Here is a 23,404-nt window from a genome sequence, read left to right as displayed (position 1 = left end):
CGACACATCGAAGGAAGACCAGGATCATACGACAACCGGGCTGCGGCGCCCCGTGTCGTGACCGACGAGGTCGTTACTCGGGCGTCCTCACCCGCACATTTCCGAGGTACTCGCCGCAAGTAGTTCGATACAAGGAGTCGCACGTGGGCGCTGCGCAGATCGTGTTCTTAGTCGGCCTTGCTTCTCTGATCGTGGCCATGGCGCTACGCAAGAACGTCATGATCCCCGCGGTACTCGCGACATTCGCCACGGCACTTGCATACAGCGGCAGCGTCCCGAATGCCATCATGTCGGTATTCCGGGCCACCATCACTTCCGGCACCGCGCTGTTCGAGATCTTCATCGTCATCGCCGCGGTCACCTCGATGCTCGCGGCGATGCGGGCGATCGGTTCCGATGAGGTGATGGTGCGCCCCATCAGCCGGTGGATGGTCAATGGCCGCGTCGCATACATCGTGCTGTTCGTCTTCACCTATCTTCTCTCGCTGTTCTTCTGGCCGACCCCGGCACTGGCCCTGATCGGTGCGGTCCTACTTCCTGCCGCGATCAAGGTGGGTCTGCCACCGCTCGGAGCCGCGGTGGTTCTCGCGATCTCCGGCCAGGGGATGTCGATCGCCTCCGACTACGTGATCGGTCTGGCACCCTCGATTTCCGCGAGCGGCGCAGGCGTCCCCGCCGACGACATCGCCGACCGTGCCCTGGTGATCTCATTGATCGTCGGTATCACCGCGGCGGTGCTCGCCTACTTCTTGACCGTCCGCCGCAGGATGCGTACGGAGGCAGTTCCGGGGACCGAGCCGATCGGTGGAACCGCGCATCCCCCCGGTGGTGTCGGTGGCACCCCCGGTGCCAGGTCTGCCGGCTTCGCACCGGGCCCGGACGTCGAGGTCTCACCCACCGTGACGGACGTGCTCGACGAAGAACTGCCCGGCTTGGGGGTCGGGGAGCAGTCGCGTCAGATCCGGCGCTAACGATTTACCGCAGACAATAGCTCTTTATCTGCGGTAGAGTTGAAGATCGCCAGGCTCGAAGGGGTTACCGTCTGGGTCGACTCGCGAAATTATCTGCGGTAGCGGGGAGGGGGTTCTCGGTGGGAACGGTCCGGACGCTTCCGACTCCAGTGAGCGGTGTGCGGTTGGCCGACGCGGTGGCGGTGTTCCTCGGCACGATCTCTGTGGCGAACACCCGCCGCGGCTATGCCGCCGCGCTGGATCGGTTGATGCGCGACTTCGGTCCCGACACGAACGTGGCGCTGCTGGACCCGGACCGGGTGTCGGGCTGGTTCACCTTCGTGTGGGGTGGTCGGTCGGCTACGACGTTCAACGTCCGGTTGGCGGCGTTGCGCACGGCGTGCGGCTACTGGCGTGAGCAGGACTGGCTGACCGGCGACCCGCTGGTCCGGCTGCGGGCCCGGCCCATGCCACCGGACAACAGCAAGGCGCTCACCCAGCGGCAGATCGCCGAGGTCCTGGGTCTGGACGTGCCGCTGCGGGAGCGGGTGCTGTGGCAGCTGCTGTACGAATCCGCGGCGCGGGCCGAGGAGGTGCTGATGCTCGACGTGCCCGACCTGGACACGGCGAACCGGTGCGCGACGGTCACCCGCAAGGGCGGCGCCCGCGACGTGATCGTGTGGCAGACCGGGACAGCGCGACTGCTGCCTCGGCTGCTTGCCGGGCGACGCACCGGCGCGGTGTTCCTGACCGACCGCAGGGCGAAACCCTCGGTGGCGCTCGCCGACGTCGACCCGTCCACGGGTCGAGCGAGGTTGTCCTACCGGCGGGCCGCGGAGTTGTTCGAGATCCACACCGCCGACCTGGCGGGCGGGCCGTTCACGCTGCACCGGTTGCGGCACTCGAAGCTCACGCACGCCGCCGAGGCGGGAGCATCCACGCCGATGCTGATGAAGCTCAGCGGCCACACGTCGGTGCGGTCGCTGGCCAAGTACGCAAAGGTTTCCGTCGAAGGACTCGCGCGGTGGCAGGCCGAGAACGATCCGGCAGCTCGGCGCCGCCATAAACCTAGCTCACCGTAGGTGAGGATGGCGGGAAATGAGCTCGCGTGCCTGCCGCGGGTGAGTGCGCCTCGGCGTCGTGGTCGCCGCGGGGAGAGATGGGCGCCGGTTTCCTGGTGTACCTATGCACCCGGCTGCCGCTTCCCTGCGGACCTGTTGCTGCGGAGCCGTTCGCGGTAGCGGGCGGCAGCGTAGCGTTCGGTCGTGGCGTACGAGTCCCGCGGACCGTAGGCGCTGCCCGGGAGCGGGGTGTTCCGACGGGCATGCTCCCGCAGGCGCTCGAGGAACGCGGCGTACTCGGAATCATCACCCCCGGTACCGGGTGCGTTCTCGACGATGATCGGCCCGATCACACCCAGTCGACGGCACTCCTCCTCCACAGCGGTGGCATAGGCGGCGGTATAGGCGGCGACGTCCCGCAGGAAGCGGTCCTCGACCCACAGGCAGTCAGCCTCGAGTTCCTCCCGCCGACGGGACAGGCGGGAGAGCTGCTCATTCGTTCCGGCGGCGGCACCGTACAGTTCGCGCAGCGCGAGGAACTGCTCGTCGACCGCGTCGAGTTCCAAGGCGACCAGGGCCTTCTCCTGCTCGACCACGGCATCGAAGCCGAGTTCGGCGAAGAATCGCTCGAAATCGACGGGCACCCGCAGGAGGGGGGCACACGCGCAGTTTCGCTCGTCTGCTGGGGCGGTACGGCAGGGTCGTTCTGCCGTACCGGGAACCACTGCGGTGCGGCTGTCGTTGCCAACACGCATGTCCTCTGTCCCCGCGGGAATACGTCCGGGCTGGGTCCCACCGCCGACACGATGGCCGGAGTCTGTGCCGCGCGCCAAGATTCGTCCGGAAGCACCGGGGGGCCATCCCAGGGACTGATCGATCCGCACCAGGGTGGTGTGCGTGAGCTGGCCCTCACCGCGTTCGATCTTGCCCATCGTCATATCCGACGGTCCACCGAGCGTCCGCATCTGTGCCCGGGTCAGTCCCAGTTCGCGCCGCCGACGTTCGACCAGGGCCCCGAACCAGCGCTGATTCTCCATCGCGCCAGACTAATTCGTCCCACCGGCACAATGGATCCCGCAATTCGCGAAACAGGTCGGGCCGCAACCTCATAGCTGTCGAGTCGAATCGCTATCGGCCAAACTCTCGACACGAGTGGCGGGTTGCGTCGGCCGACGACGAGAGACTCACAGGCATGCGACCCCCGAATGCGGGGCACCGTCCTCCCAGGGGACCAGTCCGTATTCACGCCCTCGCTTCGGGCGTTCCGACACGACCAAGGAACCGAGCGGGTGCGTTCGGTAACCCCTTGCGCGGCCGGACGACCACGGTGACCGATCGAGTGCTGCCAGCGTCGTCGCCCACTGGCCTTCTGCCGATGAGGACAAATGGGACGACCTGGGAGAATGTCCGGTTTGTTACATATGTCACCTTCCTGCTGTGAGGTTCCTGAGAATTATTGGTTTATGTTGCTAACGAGTGACGGGCCCCGTCGCCTACCCAATCCCCTTTGCAGACAGGCGCCAGATGGCCAGAACAGCGAAGTACCTGAATTTGTCATGACCCAAACGTGCCTCTCCGAGAAAAGCCTTGGTGATGGCCTCGTTGGTGTCGGTGTTGATCGCGACGGGCGGAGGGATCGCCGCGGCACAGCCGACCACCACCCCTACACCGTCCCCGTCGGGTGCACCGGAACTCGCGCCGGCGCAATCACCGTCCGATGCCACCACTGACCCGTGTGCGACGACCACGACAACCGCAGCACCCACGACAACTGCGACACCGACCACGACAGCGACACCTGTGCCGTGTGAGACGGTGCCGACTGCACCTGAATCGACGACAACCATTCCGGTTGCGGCCTCGGAATCCGTCCAGTCGACGACGCCCCTTCCGATTCCGACGTCGGAATCCGTCCAGTCGACGACAACGCTCCCGGCGGCGACCTCAGAATCTGTTCCGAGTGTCGCGCCGGAGCCGCCGTCAACCGGGAAGAAGATCCCCTACACGGGCAAACCGACTGAGAACCCCAACGAGACCCTGGTCCCGGGCAAGATGCGCTCGGACCGCGAAGAGCTGCCGGAGGGTTGGACCAAGGAGCAGGCCGACACTGCGGAAATGAAGGAAGCTCGGCTGCAGAAGGAGGCTCGGACCGGGCTGCAGGCGCGAGTGGCACCGGGATGCCAGCTGTACTGGCCGTCGGAGTTCGAGGTTTGCGGAGCCATCCGCGACAAGTACAACTCCCTCGGCGCACAGTTCAGCTTCCTGCTGCTGCCCACCAGCCCCGAACTGGTAAATCCCGACGGATTCGGACGCAGATCCGTCTTTCAGAACGGCCCGATCTATTGGTCCGCGGCCGGCGGTGCACACCCGGTGGTGAACCACTTCTTCGCCGCCTGGGCGCGAAAGGGTTACGAGGGTGGCTACATCGGCTACCCGACCACCGACGAGATCGTCAACCCCGACGGGATCGGTCGGCGTCAGCACTTCACCGGTGCCGTCATCTACTGGAAGCTCAACGAGGCGTACTCCATCGGTGGTGCCATCCGCGACAAGTGGGACACCGTCGGCTCCGAACGGAATGACAGCCTTCTCGGCTACCCCATCAGCGATGAGATCGTCGTTTCCGGTGGCGGGCGGATGAACCGCTTCGAACGCGGCGTCCTCTATTGGTCCGCGGCTACCGGTGCGCATCCCGTAACGGGACCGATCCTCGACAAGTGGACTGCAGCTGGCTACGAGACCGGCACCTATGGTTTCCCCACCGGTGACCAGACCAGCACGGATGGCAATGTCACTGTCGAACAGCAGTTTCAACGAGGCAAGATCACGGCGCCGGGGCCGTATGCGACTGAAATGGCCTTCCTTAATCCCGGCACCACGCCCGAAGAGATGCTTGCCCATGCCCAACGTGTCGCAGCGGAGAGGTCTGCGTCAGTGATCGATGTCCTGCAAGACGCATTGGCCGGGAACCACGAAGAAGTCTCCGTTTCCGATCCCGTGACAGGCTCACCTACCGAGCTCCCGAGTGCGCGCGGACCGGGCGACATCTTCTTCTCCGAAGTAGACACTGCGAATATCAATCACGGCCACAACGGAATTTTCGTTTCCGAGGATGAGACTGTCGAAGCTTCGAACCCGGAAAAAGGGGTTCAGCTGATTGATAACACTGCGGTGCCTGGTGGCCACCGAACGGTATATGGGCCTCGAATGCAGTGGGTTAACACCTCGGACGTCAATCGTGGGCGGGCTGTCGATTTCGCTCGAAGTCAAGTCGGCGATGACTACAACAGCAACTTCCTCTACAACAAGCAGAAGATCTGGGACGATCGCTACAATTGCTCGCAGCTGGTGTGGGCTGCGTACTACAGCGCATCAGCAATGGACCCCATCGATCTGGACGTCTCTGCAGGGGAAGAGGCGACCCCAGACGGGATCTTCCCGAGAGAAATCGCTCGGTCTATCTGGGTAACGGACTACCCGTGAGTTAATCCGCCTCAGCTCGCGCGAGCCTCGACTGGGGCTCGCGCGAGCCCGCTCATGCAGTAGCTGCCACAAGGATGGTCTGATCGAATATGCCACGTTCGTGCGAAGTATTACGGGCCGCTGCCCTCACGACCATGTTGGCTGTCACGGTGTCGTGCAGCACAACGAAGGAGCCAGGCGATGAGTTGGAAGCACTGCCTGCGGATGCCATAGGGGCGGTGTCCGTAGGACCGGAACTCCTCGAAGCGGTCGATGACCAGGATCGGACGACGGTGTATGCGTTCGACGAAAGTGGGAGTGTCATCGGACAGGTAGAGGGAAATGCAATCTACGGAAACAGCATTCTGACCGCAGCGCACAAACTTGTCTCAGCGTCCTCCCGTGCCGTGATTACGCTCACCGACACGGCACGGATCGAAACCCCCATCGACTACGAGAATATCGTCCAAGCCGCCGTAAACCAGCAAGAAGACGGTGCCGCAACAATCTGGTTCAACAGTGGAGCGGCGGAGGGACATTACTCCAACAGCTTCGTTTCGATCGATGCAGACAACCAAGCACACTCAGGCTCAGTACCCGGCATCGTGCGGACATCGGCCTACTGCGGCGGACGCAACTTCACCGTTGTCAACGAGTCCTTCATCGGTACCACGGGCGACCCCACCAGAAACCAGTTGTACGAACTGCTCCCCGGCGGAGAGCCCGTCGTGCGGGCGGAATGGGAACATCCATCCGATTTTCGTCCCGCGGACGTTGGCTCGGCCTGCTCCTCGGACGGACAAACAATACTCGCCCTCTATTCATCGAGAGAGACGAGAAGGAATGAGAGAGGCGATCACGGACTGACGTTGGTTCGCATCAACGTGACCGATGGCTCACGGTCCGAAACCGCACTCGATATGCCCGGTTACATTTGGAATGTCCGCCGAGGGACACCGACCGCAATCGGCGATAGGCTCTACTGGATTAGCGGAGACGGGGATGTGCTATCCGTTGACGTCACCGGCTCGCCAACAGTCACGCGGGAATGGACGATCCCAGAAGGAGACGACAAGACTGCTGTGTCAGTCGATGGTACAACGGTTACGACGGTCAATTACCGTGGAACGCCGGTATTTTCGGAGTTCGACCTGCTCACTGGAGAGCGAAAGAGAAGCCAGATCGAGTTACCTTGGCTGGAGTCCATCGTAGGTTCTGAAACCGAAAGCGGGAAGAACATTTATACGATCTCCGACGTCGCCAGCCTGCCTCGGTAGTTGGCGCGCTGTCGCGGCGAAAACACCTAGATGGGGGCGGACCGGAATACGGGAAAAACTTGCCGCGACGACGGGACTTGTGCGATTTCCGCTGGTTAGTGGCGGTGGGGCTGGGGTGTGTGGACAAGTCAGGGCGGGTTCGAGCTGCCAGTGGCGGTCGCGTAGCCATGCCCGGGCCTCGTCGAGCAGTGCGCCGGCCTCGGTGGGATGGTCGGAAGCGGCGAGCAGTGGTCCTGCCCAGCTCGTTGTTGGCTGGCGGAGCCGGGACGACGTTGGGAGATCGACAGCGCTAGGGTGTGTCTCCCAATGATTTGTGGTGTTGTGCTGCAGACTCTTCGGTGTGGCAGACGTTGTTGATCGGTTTGAGGTGTTGACGGACAAGCAGTGGGAGTTGCTCGCGCTGCTGTTGCCCAGTTCCGATGGGCTCCGGGGGCGGAAGTTCCGGAACAATCGTGTGGTGGTCGAGGGGATGCTGTATCGACTGCGGACCGGGTTGCCCTGGCGAGATCTCCCGTCGCATTTCGGGCCGTGGAAGACGGTGTGGAAGCGACATCGCCGATACGCCGGAGACGGAACCTGGGATCGGGTGCTGACGGCTCTGGTCGCGATGGCCGACGCCGGCGGGAACCTGGACTGGGCGGTATCGGTCGATTCCACAGTGGTCCGTGTCCATCAGCACGGTGCGAACGCCGCCCGCCACACAGGGGGATCTACCGAATTACACGAACCTGCGTGACGAGCCTGCCGATCACGGCATCGGCCGGTCGAGGGGCGGGTTGACCAGCAAGGCGCACCTGGCGTGCGACGGTCACGGGCGCCCGCTGTCGGTGCTGGTCGGCCCAGGCCAAGCCGGTGACAGTCCGATGTTCGCCCACGTGCTGGAGGGCATCTGCGTGCCGCGGCTCGCGGGCGGAGCGCACCGCACGCGCCCCGTCGAGGTCCGGGCCGACAAGGCGTACTCATCACGGGCAAACCGGGAACTGCTGCGAAGCAGAGGCATCAAGGCGGTGATCCCCGAGAAGACCGATCAGGCAGCGAACCGGGTGAACAAGGGCCGCGCGGGCGGGCGGCCACCGAACTTCGACCCGGAGTCCTACAAGGGGCGCAACGTGGTCGAACGGGCCTTCAACAAGGCGAAACAGTGGCGTGCGGTGGCCACTCGCTACGACAAACTCGCCCTCACCTACCGCGCCGGATTCCTGCTCGCCGGCATCGTCGAGTGGCTCAAGTTATTGGGAGACATGCCCTAGCAGGGTCGCTCGCAAGGTGCGCTGATTTGTTCCACCGTGGAGCTCTCTCATAGGAGTGCGGAACCTGTAGGAGCGATCGCCCGGCACCGGGTGCACGCTGCGTACCGGATTCGGACAAAGCGAGAGCGGGCCGGGCAAATGCCTGACCCGCTCCCGTCCACTCAGCCCAGGGCCTGGGACCAACTCACTGAGGCGAACAGATCCAACATGGTCTTCTCAAGGTCTTTCCGACTCGAAGGATCGGAGCACCATTCCGAATACAAATTGGGTGCGGATAGACGGGTTTTCAGCTCCCGCGAGTTGTACCCTTCCTCTCTAGACAATGACCCAACTCGCATCTGGCCGGCGCACAATGCCGGGTGCAGCAGTCCATCCGCTCCGCGGGAAGCTAGAGTCCGGACCCAAACATTCAGCCCGGCCTCTTTTCGGTCCATCGCCGGCGCTCCGAGTGGTTCGAGAATCGCCCATCGCCGTTCCACACGGTTCTCGCGGGTAAGCCCAGACGTCGCCTCAAGGATGATTCGACCGACTTGCGTGTCCAGACCTTTCGCGAACTCGGCGGGCTCGCGAGCAATGGCCTTACCGAAGTACTCGAGCTGGTCCAGGCCAGAGCGAGGACCGCCTTCCCCGAGGGGGTAACCCGAAAGAACCATTAGGAGGTTGTCGATCGCGTCCCTGAGAAACGGATCTGGTGAAGACGGCGTCCGGAGCCGACGTGCTTCGGCGAGCGTGACCACCTGCTGGAGAAGTAGATCCTCCACCATTCGCTGATCCTCGCGCATTAACCAGCTCATGCTGCTCCTTACGGTTCAGGTAGATCTTGGACGAGCCCGCTCGCACACCCTCCCCAATTATTGCCGTGCTCGTCTTCGTCGTCGTCCGGCCCGGCGTACGCAGTGACAATCTCTGAGGTCGGGAGGCTGTACACAATAGTTCCCGGGACGTTGGTGGAGAGGTTGGTCCACCGAATTCCGGTGTATCCGTCACCGACTTGGCTGTACGGACCGCCGTTGCCATAGGTGACCATGAGGCAGGTGAGGAAATTTTCCGGATCTGTATGGGCGAGGTGACGATCGGAGATGTGGTCATAGACTTCGCAGGTCATGCGAAGATCGGGCTGATTCCCTGTCGGGTCGAACAGGCCGATGATATAGGTGTCGTACGGCATGTCGCCGTACCTGCAGTCGGCCATTTGATCGAGCACAAACGCGAAATCACCTGAGGGATAACAATCGCCTGATTCGTACTTTATCCTGGTGCAGTAATCGTCATCTGGGGCGGCATTGGTCTTCCAACTCTCCACCCAGGGGACAGCTTGAACTCCACCTGAAGGTGTCGAATAGATTCTCCCGCCGATGAAATCGTGGTAGCGGGTGGTCCCGAGGGTGAACTCATCTGACGTGAGGTATCCCAGCCAGCCGGTCTCGGCGCCGAGACTGTTCCATTTGTCCCGAATCGGGCCATTGCGGATGGCGGAACCGATCGCGTTAACGAACGCCACGTAGAGGCGCCGTTGGAGAATTCCTGGTGGCGGCCGACGCCGTCGGTGTGCACGATTTCGTCGGTGGTGGGGTAGCCCATCCAGCCGGCTTCGTAGCCATGGATGCCCCAGCGGTTGAGGAAGCTGTTGACGACGGGGTGTGCGCCGGTGGCGTTGGACCAGTAGATGGGTCCGTTGAGGAAGGTGACGCGTTCGCCGGTGTTGCCGGGGTTGATGATGTTTCCGCTGGACGGGTAGGACAGGAAGCTGCCGGGGCCGCCGAGGCTGTTGTATTTGTCCCGAATGGCTCCGCATACGTCAAACCATGACGGCCAGTACCGCTGACAGGTCACGGCTGCGCGCGAGGTACTTCGCTTGGCGAGGTCCTGTGCCTCGAGGATCTCGGCCTTGTCCGCGTCTTCCTTGGTGAACGGAGCGGGAACCTCTTCCCGGTCGGAGCGCATCTGGCCGGGGATGATCGTGGACTTCGGATTCTGGGTAGGAGCCCAGTCCGGGTCCGGTTCGGCGGTCTTCGACGACAGCTCCGGATCTTCCGGTGCTATCGGCTCATTCGGTCCCGGCCGAGCCGGTAGCGGCACATCGACGGGAGCAGGTGCCGCGCTCTCCGGCTGCGGTGGGGTGGCGGGCGCCACTTCCGTCGTGGGAGTGGGCGGCGGGGCTGCCGACGAACGCGCATCAGAGGATGCCGGCGTTTCGACCGGAATCGTGGTGCTCGGCGCGACCCGTTGAGCGGGGGACGAGGCCGGTCCGGTTGTCGTGGTTGACGGCGCCACTTCCGTTGTGGTGCTGGTACTTGGTGTCGGCGTCGGCGTGGTGGTCGGCTGAGCCGCGGCAATTCCGACGCCCGCCGCGATCATCGTGGCGATCAGCGCGGCAGTGAGGAGGCTCTTCGTCGGTGAATCTCGTTTCGGGCGTGGGTGATCCCGATGCATGATGGTTCTGGCCATCTGACATCCCGTTCCTGTGAGAGGGACTTCGGTCAGCGGCGGGCCCGACGCTTCTCAGCAACTTAGCGCTAGATCACAGGAGCATCACCTGTCACAGGTGTCGCTTCTATAACAAACAGGCCGGATGGTACGGAGACTCTGGTGCGAACGGTGGACCAGGGAAATGGATAGGGTGCTTCTGAAACGAAGAACCCCATGGTCTAGCTAGGTTGGACGCTCGTTTGACTTGAGCTGGCCCGGGTCGGCGGCGGACGGGGGAACTGATTAGGGTGCACTTCGTCATGTTGGTCGGGTGCCGGGGTGCTGGTGGCGTCGATTGATCGGACCGCGTATCCGCAGTTCAACAGTGGTCTCGGCTCGGGAGCTGAGACTGCCGACAAGGCCGGGTGGGCGCGGGGGCGTACGCAGACCGAGCGGAATCTGCTCGCGTTGATTGTGCTGCTCAAGTGTTACCAGCGTCTGGGGTAATTTCCCGAAAACGGTGCGACGATGCGGTCGCGACCACGCCCGTGAATCAGGCGATCAATGCACGTCGCCAGCGTGTAGCGGACCTGGTAGCAGGCGTGCCCGCGAGCACAAGAGCCGCACTGGCAAACAGATGGGTTGTTCGGGTCCTATTCTGTATCGGGGGCGTCGGGGTCGCGCAGCGGCCGGTGGGCGCCGGCGAGGTCGGGTAGGTGGAAGCTGTAGTGCCCGTCGATGCCGATGTGGGTGCGCACGAACGCCGAGAGCCGTTCCACGTCGGCATCGAGCACCGGGTAGTCCTGGGTACGCAACTCGTCCAGGGCACGGTCCATGTAGAAGGTGTTCCACAGCACGACGCAGTTGAGCACCAACCCGAGCGCGGACAGCTGGTCTTCCATGCCCTCGTAGTAAGTGCGGGTCATCTCACCCTTCTTGCCGTGGTAGACCCTTCGGCCGAGATCGTGACGACCCTCGGTCAGATTGGACTGCGTCTTGCCCTCGCGCCGATACGGCTCGTCGTCGGCCAGGCGCAGGATGTGCATTGTCTTGAAGATCCGCCCGTAGTGCGCGATGGCCTGCCCGAGCGAGGTCGGGTTGCCGTCGCGGGAGATCATCCGCGTCACCTCGTGCGCGGACACTTCGCCGGAGTGGATCGACACCGCGACCCGGCACATGTCCTCCCAGTGTCGCGCGATCCGGTCGGTGTCGATCTTGCCGCGGGCGGCGCGGTCGAGCGGGCCGTAATCGGCACTGCCGTCGATGCGCCACAATCGCTGATCGGGCAGGTTGGCCAGCTGGGGCCGGTATTGGCGACCGAGCAGGTGCAGCAGCCCGAACACGATATCGGAGTACGAGCCGGTGTCGGTGATGATCGCCTCGGGCACCCTTCCGCCGTGCTGGGCCAGCACCACGTCCACGGTATGCAGCGAGTCGCGCGGGGTTCCCGACAACACCTTGGCGGCCAGCCCGGCAGCCTGGTCGTTGATCATGTTCAACCAGGTGATACCCCGTTTGCGGCCGAAGTATTTCGGGTTCGGCCGTGCGTGGTGGGTGCGGACCGGGACGACGAACCGCATCCCGTCCACCGACGCGACCATTCCGCCGCCCCAGGCCCCCGCCAGCGGAATCTCCGCCTGCGCCTCGACCAGCACGGCGTTCGCCGCGGTCAGGGTCTCGGACCGCACGTAGCACTGGTCGACGTGCAGCAGCCGGTCACGGGTCAACGCTTCCACGCCCCGGCCGGTCACCGGACCGAAGCCGACGTTCATCGCGTGCGCACACAACACCGCCGCGACCGACAGCCCGAGGTCGGCCACGCGGGCGTCGTTCCCGGAGGTGTGGGTGAACGCCTCGGTGAAGCCGGGATGCCAGGACATGACCTCGAGCACCAGTTCGGGCAGATCGATACGCGGCAGCATTGCCTCGACGCGGCGCCGCAGATCGACCAGGCTCGGCGGGTCGGGCACGGCGACCAGTGCGGCGACGTGCAGCTTGCCGTCGTCGTCGATGGTGGCCGGGGTGTCGGCGTCCAGGCGGGACGCCACCTCGCGGTAGGCGGTGTCCAGGGCGGCAGCGTGCTCGTCGAGCATCCCCGCCGGGACGGCGGGCAGGCCGAGCGCGTTCATGCCCGCCTCGCGGGCCTGCTCCCACGCCTGCCCCGACAACAGGTGCGCTCGTGGGTCGCGCCACCGCGACGAAGATGCGGCGAAGATGTTGCGGTGCTTGATATGTCGATGGAACTGCTCGAGCACGCAGAACGTGTAGGCGGCGCGGTCCACGGTGGCTTCCGGGCGGCCCGGCGCATAGACCAGGCGCTGCCAGCCGCCGGTGATCAGATCGTGGTCGACCCGACGCGCATCCAGGTAGGACGCGGGCAGCTTCGACTTCGCGGTCAGCAACTCCGCGAGCGTAGTCATCGCCGAAAGCACCGGTGCGCCGTCCGGGGTCGCGCCGAACTCGACGGTCTTCATCAGCACCGGCAGAAACGGGCGGACCGTCGCCAGGCGGCCGGCCAGCTCCTGCAGGCGTTGCCCGTCGAGTTCGGCGTCGCTGGCCGGCACCAGTTCGTCGATCACCGCGACCGCGGAGCGCAGTTCCTTCTTGGTGACGGTGTTCTCGATCAGATCCCACACCACGCCCACCCCGAGGTCCGGGTTCACCTCGGCCATCTCCAACAGCACCTTCACCGCCGTGGCCAGCTTGCCGGCGTTCCGCGAGACCCTCGGGTATCGGCGCAGCTTCTCGTCCTTGGACTCACGCTCGGCCTTCGACAACAGATCAGTGGTCATCAGCAGGTCGAACAGCTCCAGTACGTCGTCGGCCGCCCGCGCCGACAACGCCACCACAGTGGCGACCAGCACCGCCAGGCGGTGCTCACGCGGCAGGCGGCGCAGCGCGTTCGCCTTACCCGACAGGCCGTACGTAGCCAATCCGGCCAACCGTCGTGGCGGCACCGCCGACACGTCCAACGTCCCGATACCGAGGGAATGCAGGTCGGCCAACCGGTGCAGCGCGGCGAGCATCCCCTTCGACGAGGGCCGGAACACACCCTTGCGCAACCGGTCCAGCTCGCTGACCCGCTGCTTGCCACCCTCGGGCACGTCGAGCAACCGCAGCAGCGCCGACGCCGTGACCGGCGTGAGCTGGCCGTCCAACTCATTCCACAGCCGCTGATCGGCTGCCGCCCTGCCGGCCGCGACCAGCTTCTGCAACGTCGTGACACCAAATGGCAGCAGCGCCTGGCGCTCCCGTAACCAAGTGACCGCACCCTCGAAGATCGCCTTCGGACCGTCACCGGTCATCCACGCCTGGTCGGCGATCCATGCCTTCAGCTCCGGTTCGACATCGGTAAACGGCGCCAGCCCGTATTCGCGTTGGATCTCCCAGGCATGTTCGAGCTTGGTCTTCTCCCGGTCCGGGTAGCGCTTCACGCACGACGGGTCGTCGATGCCCAGCTGCTCGGCAAGATAGTCGACCAGCTCCGGGGGAACGTCCAGCGGACCGGGCAGGAACATGCCCAGGTGACGCACGGTCACCAGCTGCACGGCGAACCCGAGCCGGTTGTAGTCCCGCCGCCGAGCAGAGATCAACCTCCGATCTTCATCATCGAGGTAGCAGAACCGCTCCAGCTCCTGCCGCGACAGCGCACCGAACCGACCGTAGCCACCATCATCGATCACGACGACATGAAATCACCCCAAGATCAGGGCCGCTCGATAATCGCTCTAAGCGCCGGATCTGACGCGACTGCTCCCCGACCCCCGGCTTCGAGGACGACGGAACGAGAATCACGGATCGCCCGACACTGACCCGTGCGTGGGCGATCGGCGTGCCCGCCGCATTCCTCGCCGTCCTGGCCTACATGTTGGTCGGTCGCTTCACCGACGTCGTCCCCTGGGAGGACGGTGGCGGCGCGTCCCTGGTGGGAGGCACGGCGATCATCCTGATGACGCTCGTGACCGTCACCTCACGACGCTCCGAGGCTCTGGAATTCTGCGCCACCCACTTCATCGATGGTCTGTCGTACGCCTTCAAGGCAATGGGAATCATCCTTCCCGTCGCAGGTTTCGTGTACATCGGCATTCCCGATTATTCGGGCGCCATTCTCGGCCTCGACGACGACACCACCGGTCCGGCCTTCCTCTTCGACACCGTGGAACGGGTGCAGCCGTACATCCCCGACAACGGCGTTTTCGTCGCACTCAGCATGCTGTTCATCGGTATGGCGGTCGGTCTCGACGGTTCCGGGTGGGCCGGCCTACCCCTCACCGGCGGACTGGCTGCCGCACTGGCCCCGCAATCCGGGATGGACACCGCGACCTTGGCGGCCATCGCCCAGAACGGCGCCACGTGGACAGGCGGGGGGACTCTCGTGATCTGGTCGTCGCTGGTGGTGGTCGCCGGATTCTGCCGGATACCGGTTGCCGAACTGGTCCGCCACCTCGTCGTCCCGGTGATGGCCGGACTGCTGCTGGCCACCGGAGCTGCCGTCATCATCTGGTAGCGGATGATCGCCGAACACGGTTTCCGTACAACCCCTGACATGGAAGGACACTACGAATGAGCTCGGTCCCGTTCCGCTACGACCCCGCCCGGTGCGCACTGATCGTCATCGACATGCAGAACGATTTCTGCTCCCCCGACGGGTCGCTGGCACGGAAGGGCTTCGACGTGACCGCCCCGGTGGCGATGGCTCCGCGACTGGACCACCTCGTCTCGTCCGCGCGCACGGCCGGGGTCCGGGTGATCTTCGTCCGTACCCTGCACGACGAAACCACCGATACACCCCAGTGGCTCGGCCGCGTCGGCGAGGGACCGGACGCGGCACGCACCGGAATTACCTGCCGCACGGGAACATCCGGGGCAGACTATTACGCCGTCGCTCCGCAGGACGGCGACGTGGTGATCACGAAGAACCGGTTCAGCGCATTCGTCGGCACCAACCTCGATCTCACCCTGCGTTCCCTCGGCATCGACTCCCTGCTCTTCACCGGCGTCGCCACCGAGGTGTGTGTCGAGTCGAGTCTGCGTAGCGCACTGTTTCACGAATACTGGGTCTCGCTCGTCGAAGACTGCGCTGCCACCTACAGCCGAACAGCCCACGACGCTTCGGTGTCCGTCGTCGCACAGAACTTCGGCACCGTGATCACCGCCGAGAAACTCGAGACGTTCTGGACCACACTCCCAGGATTGTGAACAGCCGAAGCAGCGCCGGCCGGAAAATCCAGCCCTGACCGATCTGCGGGGCGAGCCTGGAACTACGTCGTTCCCGGTCCCGCGGAACGTCAGGGGTGTGGGCGCATGGTGTCGAGCATGTAGTCGAGTTCGGCGACGGTGCGGTGGGGCGGGAGGGTGAGGATCGGCATCTCGGCGCCCGAGGTGTACCAGTGCTGGAGGTGGTCGTGAGCCGTGTCGGGTGTGCCCCAGACGGTGAGCTCGTCGAGCAGAACATGGGCTGCGGCCGGCACGTCGGTGGTGTCGTGGGTCGGGTTGCCGGCGAGCACGGCCTCGACCGGGTGGTGGTATCCCCGTTCGCTCAGCGAGCGGCGGTAGAGCGAGCCCATGCTGGTGAGGTAGAACGCGATCCACCAGGACGCGATCTCGCGGGCCGTTGCCTGATCGGCCGCGACGGCGGTGGGAACTGCCGGACACACCAAGGGGCGTGTGGTGCGTCCGGATCGGGCGCCCGCCTGCTGGAGCAGGTCGATTCCGCGGGGCAGCCACGACCGCGGGACCAAGAAGGGCGTCCAGCCGTCCGCCAGTTCGCCGGCGAGCTGGATGGATTTGTTGCCGAGTCCGGCGAGGTAGATCGGCAGGCCGGTGCGCGCGGCGACACCCAGCCGCAGGGGCCGGTGGTCGTGGGTCGCCGTCGGGAGGACCCGCTCGCCATCGAGCAGTCGACGGACCTGTGCGGTAACCGCGCGCAGCTTCGCCACCGGCGCGGTGAACGATTGGTCGTGCAGTCCTTCGACGAGCTGTGGACTGCTTGCCCCCAAGCCGAGGACGAAACGGCCGCGTGAGACCTGGTCGAGGCTGGCGGCGAGCATCGCGAGGGTTCCGGCTGTGCGGCCCCAGACGCTGAGCACACCGGTACCGATGGTGATCCGCTCCGTCCTGGTGGCGATTTCGGTGAGCAGGACGGCGGCATCCTGGCTCCACCCTTCGGCGAGGAAGAACCCGTCATAGCCGAGATCTTCGGCGCGGCGGGCGACGTGCAGTATCACGTCACGGCGCGTTTCCAGTGGGGTCACGCAGATGCCGAGGCCGCGCCGGGTAGCGCTGACGCCGGCGGCGACGTCGTCGGTTGTGTGGGTGCTCATGCGCGGGTTGCCGTCCGTTCTGGTGTCGATTCTCCACTCGCCAGGCGTGCACGCACCGCGAGGCGGGCGCGGTCGAGATAACGCGTGTCGGCGAAGAGATGGAAATACGAGTTGGCCGCCAGCAGTGTGCCTTCCAGCTCGAACGCGAGCTGGTCCGGATCGGTGTCGGTGCACAACTCACCGGATTGCTGTGCCTCGCGTGCCGCCTGCGCGAGGGTCCCCATCCACTGGCGCTGGCACTCGGCAACGGCGTCACGCACCGGGCCGGGCGTCTTGCCGTCGAACTCGGCCATCGCGGCGGCGAAGAAGCATCCCCCCGGGAAGACTCCCCGTTCGACATACGACAGGAACGACTCACAGAGTGCGGTGAGGCGTTGCATGCCCGGACCCGACCCGAGCGCCGGTGTGACCACCTCGCGCACGTAACGCTGGCGCGCGACCTCGATGGTGGCCAGTTGGAGGTCTTGCTTCGACCCGAAGTGGGCGAACAGCCCACTCTTGCTCATCCCGGTCAGGCTCGCGAGATGCCCGATGGTGAGTCCGTCCAGACCATCGATCGATGCGACGTCGGCGGCGGCGTGCAGCACGGTCTCCCGCGTCTTGGCCCCTGGGGTCGTGTTCCGCTTCTGTGCCATGAACTCATCCTAGTACAGTACGAACGATCGTGCTATCTTTGTTTCAGGCGGCCATTCAGACCGGCCCGAAGGAGAAGGCCCGATGTACGACGTGATCGTGGTGGGTGCCCGGTGCGCAGGCGCGTCGTTGGCGATGCTTCTGGCACGCGGCGGGCACCGTGTCGCGTTGGTCGATCGAGCGTCGTTTCCCAGCGACACCATGTCCACCCATTTCCTGTGGCAACGTGCTGCGTTCCGACTGCGGGATTGGGGGTTGCTCGATCGGTTGCACGCCCGCGGCTGCGCACCGATCGAGCAGATCACCTTCGACGTCGGCCCCGTGCAAATGTCGGGTATCGGACCTGGTGTCGAGGGGCAGACGGCCGTGTACTGCCCGCGGCGGACCGTCCTCGACACGGTGCTGGTCGAGGCGGCCGTCGAGGCGGGCGCCGAACTCATCGACGGCGTCGTCGTCGACGACGTGGTGTGGGCGGATGGTCGGGCATCGGGCGTGCGCGGCCGTCGCCGAGGAGCCGGCGGCTCGTTGTCGCTGCGGGCACCGCTGGTCGTCGGGGCCGATGGTCTGCACTCGACCGTCGCGCGACGAGTCGCTGCTCGTGTCTACAACCACCATCCGCCGCTGACGTGCGTGTACTACTCCTATTGGAGTGGCCTCGGCGATGTACGCGCGTCGTTCCACGCCCGAACCGGCCAGCTGATCCTGGTCTGGCCCACCAACGACGGACTCACCTGCATCTACGTCGGTTGGCCCCGCCGGGAATTTGCACGCGTTCGCACAGACCTCGACCGAAGCTTTCATGCCGCCCTCGATCTGGTGCCAGGTCTGCGTGACACGGTCGCCTCCGGCCACCGCGAACAACGTTTCGTCGGTACCGCCGACCTACCCAACCAGTACCGAACATCGGTCGGACCGGGATGGGCGCTGCTCGGCGATGCCGGCCACCACAAAGACCCCTCCACGGGGATGGGCATCGCCGATGCATTCCTCAGCGCCGACCTGCTCGCGGAGGCCATCCACAGCGCGCGCGCCGGCCGTCCCGTCGACGACGCACTCGGCGACTACCCACGTCAGCGCGACCAGCTCACCGCCAACGGCTTCGAACTTGCGCTCAACACGGCCCGCCTCGCGCCGCTCTCGAACGGACTCACGGCGTTCTACAGAGCGGCTGCGACCCAACCGGAGGTAGTCGAACGGATCTTCGGCGTCCTCGGCGGGTCGGTGCCCATTCGAGACGTCTACTCTGCGCCGCGCATCGCGTCGGTACTCGCACAAGCCAACGCGTAGCGCGCATTCCTTCTCACGTGGTCGACGGCCGGCACGTCAAACCCGGACATGAAGATACGCAACCACATCCGGCAACTCGAAGCCCTCCGCCAGGAGATCCTCGCCACCGAGATCGTGAACCCGACAACTGCTGAGCCTCGCCGAATACCGGCCACCGGTGGAATAATCCAACCAGGAGGATCGTCCACCCGAAGACGACCCTTGCAAAACGTCGACCCCGGCCCAGGGCCTCAGGACCGCCCGAGTGCGCCGGGGTCGGCCCAAAGAGGACGGGTGGTCGTGCGGCAACCGACGGTGTGCGGACGACACCGAGGAACCCACAACCGACATGGAGGGCCCCGATTTCTTGTCGCTCGTCTCTGACATGCGGTAACAAGTCGGAGCCCGTCACCGACGTACTAGATGTCATAGTCAACGATGACGGACCCGAACTGCGGGCGCTGGACTCGGAAGCGAGCATGCAAATGAACGGACTGCTGAGCACGCCGCCGGAGAAGCACCGGGAGATGGGGTAGTGCCACGGGAGTTGTCCGCGTGGCTCGACACGAGCCATCGCGAGTGACGAGGGCAGGTGAGAAGTTTGGCTAGGGGCATCAAGCGCAACGGCAATCCCGATGCCGATCTCCCAGGAGACGACGCACCGGTGGACGTCGCGGCAGTGCGCCGCGACGACGCTTTGATCGACGCGATCGCCGCCGGCGGTCCCGTCGCAACGGATTCGCCGGAACAGGACCAGCTCGCGCTTCTGCTGACCAATTGGCGCGCCGACATCGTGGCGACGCCGATGCCGACCGGGCCGCTGCTCGACGACGTGATCGCGGCGATCGACGCCTCGGACGCCCGTTCCTCACGCAGCGCCGCCCGCGGCAAGCTCCGCTTGTTGCGACCGATCGCAGGCGCTGCCGCCGCGATCGCAGTCGTCATGGGTGGCGCCACCATCTTCTCGTACAACGCCGCACCCGGCGATCCGCTGTGGAGCGTCAAGTCCGTCGTGTTCAGCCAGCAGGCCGATTCGACCGTCGCGCAGATCGACACCACGTCGCAGCTGCAGGAGGCCGAGCGGCTGATCGCCGCGGGCGACGCGGAGGCGGCGAAGAACCTGCTCGAGAGCGCCGCCGACCGTGCCGGCGGGGTACGTGACTCCGACATGCGCACCGAACTCGACGCGTGGCGTGCGAAGCTCGCCGCGGAGGTCGAGAAGATCGCTCCCACCACGCCGCCTGCGACGACCACGCCCGGTACCACCACCACCGACACGCCGACCCGGACCACCGAGTTGCCGGCCACACCCGGCTCCACGACGGCGCCGGGAGTCGAGCAGTTGCCGGGAACCCTGCCGACGGATCTGCAGATTCCGGGACTGCCGCCCACTTCACTGCCGCCGCTACCCACGACGACGCTCACGCTTCCGCCCGAGACGTTGCCGTCCACCAGCCCTGAACCCCCCATCACGATGGTCCCGCCTCCGCAGCCGCCCCTGCCTGTCCCGTCCGACAACCCGACCACACAACCACCCCCGCCTACGCCGCCGGACAACCCGACCCCGCAACCACCCCCGGCTACGCCGCCGGACAACCCGACCCCGCAACCACCGACCCAGCAGCCGCCGCCGGAGCCTTCTTCGGCACCGCTGCCGCCGCCAGTCCCGACCAGCTGAGAACTCGGCGGCCGTATCGGCGAAGGCCCCGGGACGTGTCATCGTCCCCGGGCAGAGCTGTCACCCCGACCGCGTTCCTTACCGAAGTGCTATCGAGCGGGCCGCCCTGCACAACACGGCTGAGTCATTCACAACAGATGGAGTGATCGCATGACCGACCTCGACCAACCGATAGCCGGCGTACAGCAGCAGGTCCGCCGTCTGGCCGACGTGCGGCCGCACCTCACCACCGCCGCCGTGGCGCCCTGGGATGTGATCGTGTGAGCACGCCCGCTGACCTCGACGAGCAGGTAACCAAGGTCCGGGATGCGCTGCACGTCCTACGTCGAACCCTCCTTGACCTCGAGCGCACCTTCGCAGACCTCGATGCGAACGCGCTCGACGTGGACGCACTCGGCGACCCGACCACGGCACCGGAGGCGTTGGAGAGCGCCGTCGACGCTCTCCGCGCCGCTCAGGACACGCTCGGAATCGCTGACGCCGACCTCGATGTAGCGAAGCGACACACCTCACGGTTGAAAACGCGCGAATGACCGCGGCCTGCGGCCGTGTCCCCGGGCAGTACCGGACCCGTCCCAGGCCAGCTCGTGGCTGCTGGTGGTGCGGTGCACCCGCCGTACACGGCCGTCGGCGCACGAGCCGTGCCGCACCAGTCGTGGCTGCTGCTGCAATCGGCGACGGTAGCTCCTCGCACGCGACTATTTCGGTAGCGCGCACTTCTGCGAGTGACATGCGTCAGGTACCGAGACTGGTCACGAGTTCGGCTGTCGCAGTATAGGATTGTCGATCTGTTCGCGAAGGATGTCGCCGTGACCTGCATGCCTGGCGAACTCCTGGATCATCAGAAGCAGTGTCCATCGCATGCTGACGTTTCCCTCGCGGGGACTGTCCTTGTGATCATCGAGATCGAAGCGGGACGCGATCTCACGTGATCGTTGGCTTGCTCGCTCGAACTCAGCGATGACATCTGCCAGCGACTCGTCGTCGGCGACGGCGAACGTACCCTCGTCGCGGCGCGAATAACCATCGCATTCGGATTCGTCGAGCCCCGCCCAGAACCGTTGGAACCAGATCCGTTCAGCGGCGGCGGCATGCTTGATCAACGAGATCGGTGTCGTCAGCGATGCGACGAGTCGTCGGCGAGCGTCGATATCAGAGAGGCCTCGTACCGTCTCGATCAGTGCCTCACGGTTCCGGTCGAGTGTGTCCTCGATGATCGACCGCTCCGCGCCGGAAGCAATTATGTTGGTGTACATGCGATTTCACACCATCCTGTCATGTGGTTGGTCAAGGATTGCACGCAATGTATCGGTCGGGCTGGGTTACGCAAGACGGCAATCCATTTCGGGAGAGAAGCGAAGCGCCCGGCGCCGAGAAAGGGTAAGAGCATGTGATGCGCTTGCCGTCAGGGACTGTGCGCTCGGGAGTGCCGCAAGAAGGGCCCACGTCGACACCGCACCCAGGCCGTCAGAGGACCTGCTGCTCAACACAGCTTATCGCACGCTGGGCGGTAGCCGGACAACATCAGTCCGCTGGACACGAGAGATCCCGCGACGGCCCGTGTGCGGACGAGGCCCATTCGAGCGAGCACACACCGACCCTCCGAAACGCTCGCCATGAGACGGCCGCAATGAGCGGGTCCGTGCCGGTGGAAGCAGAAGGGACACCGGTCACCGGGTGAAAAACCCCCGAATCAGCATTCACCGCCGCGATCGGCCGGCGCCGCACCGCCACCGACCAAGCCCGCACCACACGAACTTGCCAATCCGCACCTCCACCGGAAACCACCACCCGATAGACCCATCCAGTTGAGAAATCTTGATGGGCAATACAATTCGACCCATCGATGGCTCTCAGATTGACAATGACACACCCTGATCGGTACGCAGACCGCCGTGATCCCACAGCAACCCCCGCCGGAATGAATGGCACTTTCTTGTCGATGACTATCTCGACATCGAGCAGGCACCAACCCGCATGACATTGTCCACGTCAGGATCGCAGTAGAACGCAATCCAGAAGCGCAAATCGGCCCATCGCCCTGCTCCGAGCAGCGGCATGCTTGCCGATACGGCAAGAACTCTCGCCGAAACCGTCGGTGTTACTGCACTGTGTTGATATGGAAGAAGCGGGCGAAGACAGCGAAGTCACGACGACATCAAACGAGGCGGACGAGTGGGATGCGCGCTACAGCGAGCGGGATCGCGTGTGGAGCGGAGAAGCCAACGGCGCACTTGTCGAGGAGATGACCGGCGCACGGCCGGGACGCGCCCTGGACGTCGGTTGCGGCGAAGGCGCCGACGCGCTCTGGCTCGCCCGCCAGGGATGGGCCGTGACCGCGCTGGACGTTTCTCGAATCGCCCTCGACCGGGCCGGGGCCCACGCCGACGGGGAAGACGTGGACATCACCTGGGTGCTGAGCGGACTGCTCGATGCCGATTTGCCCGCGGGCGGTTTCGACCTGGTCTCAGCTCAATACCCCGCCCTGCGCAGTAGCGCCGACCGTGCCGCCGAACGCACGCTGGTCTCCGTCGTCGCACCGGGCGGCATCTTGCTCGTTGTGCACCACGACATCCGCAATGCGGATACGGCGCGCGAGCACGGCTTCGATCCCGACGACTGGGTCTCCCCCGGTGATGTGGCGGCGCTACTCGGTGACAGCTGGCACATCGACGTGAACGAGGTGCGGGAGCGTTCGATCAGTGGCGGCGCGGGTGCACACCACACCCACGACGTGGTTCTGCGGGCGCACAGGCTGCCTCACCGTAGCCCTGCCATCGGAAACGGGACAGCCGGTGGTTCTCTCTGCGCCCACTCACACGATCGCACCCGCTACTGGGACCACCGAGAGGCGCGGTAGGTCAAGCATCATGTCAACCGACCCGGAGACCAGAGGCCGTCATCACCGGACTGGGCGAGACGCCCACCCCTGGCGAACGATGATGTCGGCAGCTAGGTAAGTACCTGACCCCACTACCACCGGCACGGCACCTCGATCGTTTCCGACCTCGCGCCACTCAGCGTCAGCGAGATGCGCAGGACCTTCAACACGAACTCGCCCACAAGCCACCCCAGGCCCCGCCCACCTCATCACC

19 protein-coding genes and 2 pseudogenes are annotated in these 23,404 nt (G+C 65.1%); 11 read left to right on the top strand and 10 right to left on the bottom strand.

The genetic code is table 11. From position 1 onward, the window contains the following. The first annotated feature begins 143 nt into the window (after positions 1-143). Together OYT95_RS35060 and OYT95_RS35055 are read left to right on the top strand one after the other, a co-directional pair. Positions 144-971: a hypothetical protein gene (locus tag OYT95_RS35060; protein WP_268790224.1), complete on the top strand. Its 828-nt coding sequence runs from the start codon at positions 144-146 to the stop codon at positions 969-971. Between the two features lie 158 nt (positions 972-1,129). Then, positions 1,130-2,032 carry a tyrosine-type recombinase/integrase gene (locus OYT95_RS35055; RefSeq protein ID WP_268790223.1) on the top strand — a complete coding sequence of 301 codons (903 nt, stop codon included), beginning with the start codon at positions 1,130-1,132 and terminating at the stop codon, positions 2,030-2,032. 101 nt (positions 2,033-2,133) lie between these two features. Here OYT95_RS35055 and OYT95_RS35050 read toward each other — a convergent pair whose 3' ends face one another. Both OYT95_RS35050 and OYT95_RS35045 read right to left on the bottom strand, forming a co-directional pair. Next, positions 2,134-3,048 (bottom strand): hypothetical protein, encoded by a 915-nt coding sequence (locus OYT95_RS35050; protein ID WP_268790222.1) that lies wholly within the window; start codon positions 3,046-3,048, stop codon positions 2,134-2,136. Between the two features lie 456 nt (positions 3,049-3,504). Further along, positions 3,505-3,798, bottom strand: a complete 294-nt coding sequence (locus OYT95_RS35045; protein ID WP_268790221.1) for a hypothetical protein — start codon at positions 3,796-3,798, stop codon at positions 3,505-3,507. 28 nt (positions 3,799-3,826) lie between these two features. On the opposite strand from OYT95_RS35045, the gene OYT95_RS35040 reads away from it, so the two are divergent. The 3 genes from OYT95_RS35040 (at position 3,827) to OYT95_RS35030 (ending at position 8,000) form a co-directional block, all read left to right on the top strand. Next, entirely contained in the window at positions 3,827-5,494 is a 1,668-nt protein-coding gene (locus tag OYT95_RS35040; RefSeq protein ID WP_268790220.1) for a YiiX/YebB-like N1pC/P60 family cysteine hydrolase, read from the top strand. Between the two features lie 134 nt (positions 5,495-5,628). Continuing rightward, on the top strand, positions 5,629-6,750 hold the full coding sequence (locus tag OYT95_RS35035; RefSeq protein WP_268790219.1) for a hypothetical protein: 1,122 nt from the start codon (positions 5,629-5,631) through the stop codon (positions 6,748-6,750). Positions 6,751-7,090: 340 nt separating this feature from the next. Beyond that, a protein-coding gene (locus OYT95_RS35030; protein ID WP_268789290.1) for an IS5 family transposase occupies positions 7,091-8,000 on the top strand; the annotation gives its coding sequence in 2 pieces (ribosomal slippage) (positions 7,091-7,447 and positions 7,449-8,000; 909 coding nt in all). Positions 8,001-8,161: 161 nt separating this feature from the next. Here the strand turns inward: OYT95_RS35030 and OYT95_RS35025 are convergent. The 5 genes and pseudogenes from OYT95_RS35025 to OYT95_RS35010 all read right to left on the bottom strand — a co-directional run bounded on the left by OYT95_RS35025 (position 8,162) and on the right by OYT95_RS35010 (position 14,092). Continuing rightward, positions 8,162-8,794: a hypothetical protein gene (locus OYT95_RS35025; RefSeq protein WP_268790218.1), complete on the bottom strand. Its 633-nt coding sequence runs from the start codon at positions 8,792-8,794 to the stop codon at positions 8,162-8,164. 8 nt (positions 8,795-8,802) lie between these two features. Beyond that, positions 8,803-9,168, bottom strand: coding sequence for a hypothetical protein (locus tag OYT95_RS35020; protein WP_268790217.1), 366 nt, complete (start codon positions 9,166-9,168; stop codon positions 8,803-8,805). A gap of 186 nt (positions 9,169-9,354) precedes the next feature. Continuing rightward, positions 9,355-9,501: pseudogene (locus OYT95_RS44770) on the bottom strand (LGFP repeat-containing protein); the annotation flags it as partial. Between the two features lie 26 nt (positions 9,502-9,527). Then, positions 9,528-9,944, bottom strand: a pseudogene (locus OYT95_RS44765) (LGFP repeat-containing protein); the annotation flags it as partial. A 1,118-nt stretch (positions 9,945-11,062) separates the two neighbouring features. After that, the gene (locus tag OYT95_RS35010) at positions 11,063-14,092 is read right to left on the bottom strand and encodes a Tn3 family transposase (RefSeq protein WP_268790215.1); all 3,030 of its coding nucleotides are present in this window, start codon (positions 14,090-14,092) and stop codon (positions 11,063-11,065) included. Positions 14,093-14,241: 149 nt separating this feature from the next. Between OYT95_RS35010 and OYT95_RS35005 the strand changes: the two genes are divergently transcribed. Next, positions 14,242-14,916: a hypothetical protein gene (locus tag OYT95_RS35005; protein WP_268790214.1), complete on the top strand. Its 675-nt coding sequence runs from the start codon at positions 14,242-14,244 to the stop codon at positions 14,914-14,916. Between the two features lie 56 nt (positions 14,917-14,972). Then, complete coding sequence (locus OYT95_RS35000; RefSeq protein ID WP_037229652.1) at positions 14,973-15,608, top strand: cysteine hydrolase family protein; 636 nt, start codon at positions 14,973-14,975, stop codon at positions 15,606-15,608. Positions 15,609-15,697: 89 nt separating this feature from the next. Here OYT95_RS35000 and OYT95_RS34995 read toward each other — a convergent pair whose 3' ends face one another. Together OYT95_RS34995 and OYT95_RS34990 are read right to left on the bottom strand one after the other, a co-directional pair. Continuing rightward, on the bottom strand, positions 15,698-16,732 hold the full coding sequence (locus tag OYT95_RS34995) for an LLM class flavin-dependent oxidoreductase (RefSeq protein ID WP_037229650.1): 1,035 nt from the start codon (positions 16,730-16,732) through the stop codon (positions 15,698-15,700). Continuing rightward, on the bottom strand, positions 16,729-17,367 hold the full coding sequence (locus tag OYT95_RS34990; protein WP_037229647.1) for a TetR/AcrR family transcriptional regulator: 639 nt from the start codon (positions 17,365-17,367) through the stop codon (positions 16,729-16,731). Before OYT95_RS34990 ends, OYT95_RS34995 begins: the two co-directional genes overlap by 4 nt. A gap of 82 nt (positions 17,368-17,449) precedes the next feature. On the opposite strand from OYT95_RS34990, the gene OYT95_RS34985 reads away from it, so the two are divergent. The 3 genes from OYT95_RS34985 (at position 17,450) to OYT95_RS34970 (ending at position 20,842) form a co-directional block, all read left to right on the top strand. After that, complete coding sequence (locus OYT95_RS34985) at positions 17,450-18,652, top strand: NAD(P)/FAD-dependent oxidoreductase (RefSeq protein ID WP_268790213.1); 1,203 nt, start codon at positions 17,450-17,452, stop codon at positions 18,650-18,652. A gap of 571 nt (positions 18,653-19,223) precedes the next feature. Then, positions 19,224-20,309: an anti-sigma-D factor RsdA gene (locus OYT95_RS34975; RefSeq protein ID WP_268790212.1), complete on the top strand. Its 1,086-nt coding sequence runs from the start codon at positions 19,224-19,226 to the stop codon at positions 20,307-20,309. 260 nt (positions 20,310-20,569) lie between these two features. Continuing rightward, complete coding sequence (locus tag OYT95_RS34970) at positions 20,570-20,842, top strand: hypothetical protein (protein ID WP_037229638.1); 273 nt, start codon at positions 20,570-20,572, stop codon at positions 20,840-20,842. 219 nt (positions 20,843-21,061) lie between these two features. Here the strand turns inward: OYT95_RS34970 and OYT95_RS34965 are convergent, their stop codons facing one another. Next, positions 21,062-21,565 (bottom strand): DinB family protein, encoded by a 504-nt coding sequence (locus OYT95_RS34965; protein WP_037229635.1) that lies wholly within the window; start codon positions 21,563-21,565, stop codon positions 21,062-21,064. A gap of 863 nt (positions 21,566-22,428) precedes the next feature. On the opposite strand from OYT95_RS34965, the gene OYT95_RS34960 reads away from it, so the two are divergent. Beyond that, a complete protein-coding gene (locus tag OYT95_RS34960) occupies positions 22,429-23,169 on the top strand; it encodes a class I SAM-dependent methyltransferase (protein ID WP_268790211.1) in 741 nt (246 codons plus the stop codon). The last annotated feature ends 235 nt before the right edge of the window (positions 23,170-23,404 follow it).

It is taken from the genome of Rhodococcus sp. JS3073 (assembly GCF_026810085.1).
GTDB classification, from domain to species: Bacteria; Actinomycetota; Actinomycetes; order Mycobacteriales; family Mycobacteriaceae; genus Rhodococcus_F; species Rhodococcus_F wratislaviensis.
This window is presented reverse-complemented; position numbering and strand designations above follow the sequence as displayed.

Excerpts from the sequence above, each read along its gene's own strand:
- OYT95_RS35000 (WP_037229652.1), top strand. The coding sequence starts at position 14,973 with ATGAGCTCGGTCCCGTTCCGCTACGACCCCGCCCGGTGCGCACTGATC.
- OYT95_RS34990 (WP_037229647.1), bottom strand. The coding sequence starts at position 17,367 with ATGGCACAGAAGCGGAACACGACCCCAGGGGCCAAGACGCGGGAGACC.
- OYT95_RS34995 (WP_037229650.1), bottom strand. The coding sequence starts at position 16,732 with ATGAGCACCCACACAACCGACGACGTCGCCGCCGGCGTCAGCGCTACC.
- OYT95_RS35025 (WP_268790218.1), bottom strand. The coding sequence starts at position 8,794 with ATGAGCTGGTTAATGCGCGAGGATCAGCGAATGGTGGAGGATCTACTT.
- OYT95_RS34985 (WP_268790213.1), top strand. The coding sequence starts at position 17,450 with ATGTACGACGTGATCGTGGTGGGTGCCCGGTGCGCAGGCGCGTCGTTG.
- OYT95_RS35035 (WP_268790219.1), top strand. The coding sequence starts at position 5,629 with ATGTTGGCTGTCACGGTGTCGTGCAGCACAACGAAGGAGCCAGGCGAT.
- OYT95_RS35020 (WP_268790217.1), bottom strand. The coding sequence starts at position 9,168 with ATGCCGTACGACACCTATATCATCGGCCTGTTCGACCCGACAGGGAAT.
- OYT95_RS35050 (WP_268790222.1), bottom strand. The coding sequence starts at position 3,048 with ATGGAGAATCAGCGCTGGTTCGGGGCCCTGGTCGAACGTCGGCGGCGC.
- OYT95_RS34960 (WP_268790211.1), top strand. The coding sequence starts at position 22,429 with ATGGAAGAAGCGGGCGAAGACAGCGAAGTCACGACGACATCAAACGAG.
- OYT95_RS34965 (WP_037229635.1), bottom strand. The coding sequence starts at position 21,565 with ATGTACACCAACATAATTGCTTCCGGCGCGGAGCGGTCGATCATCGAG.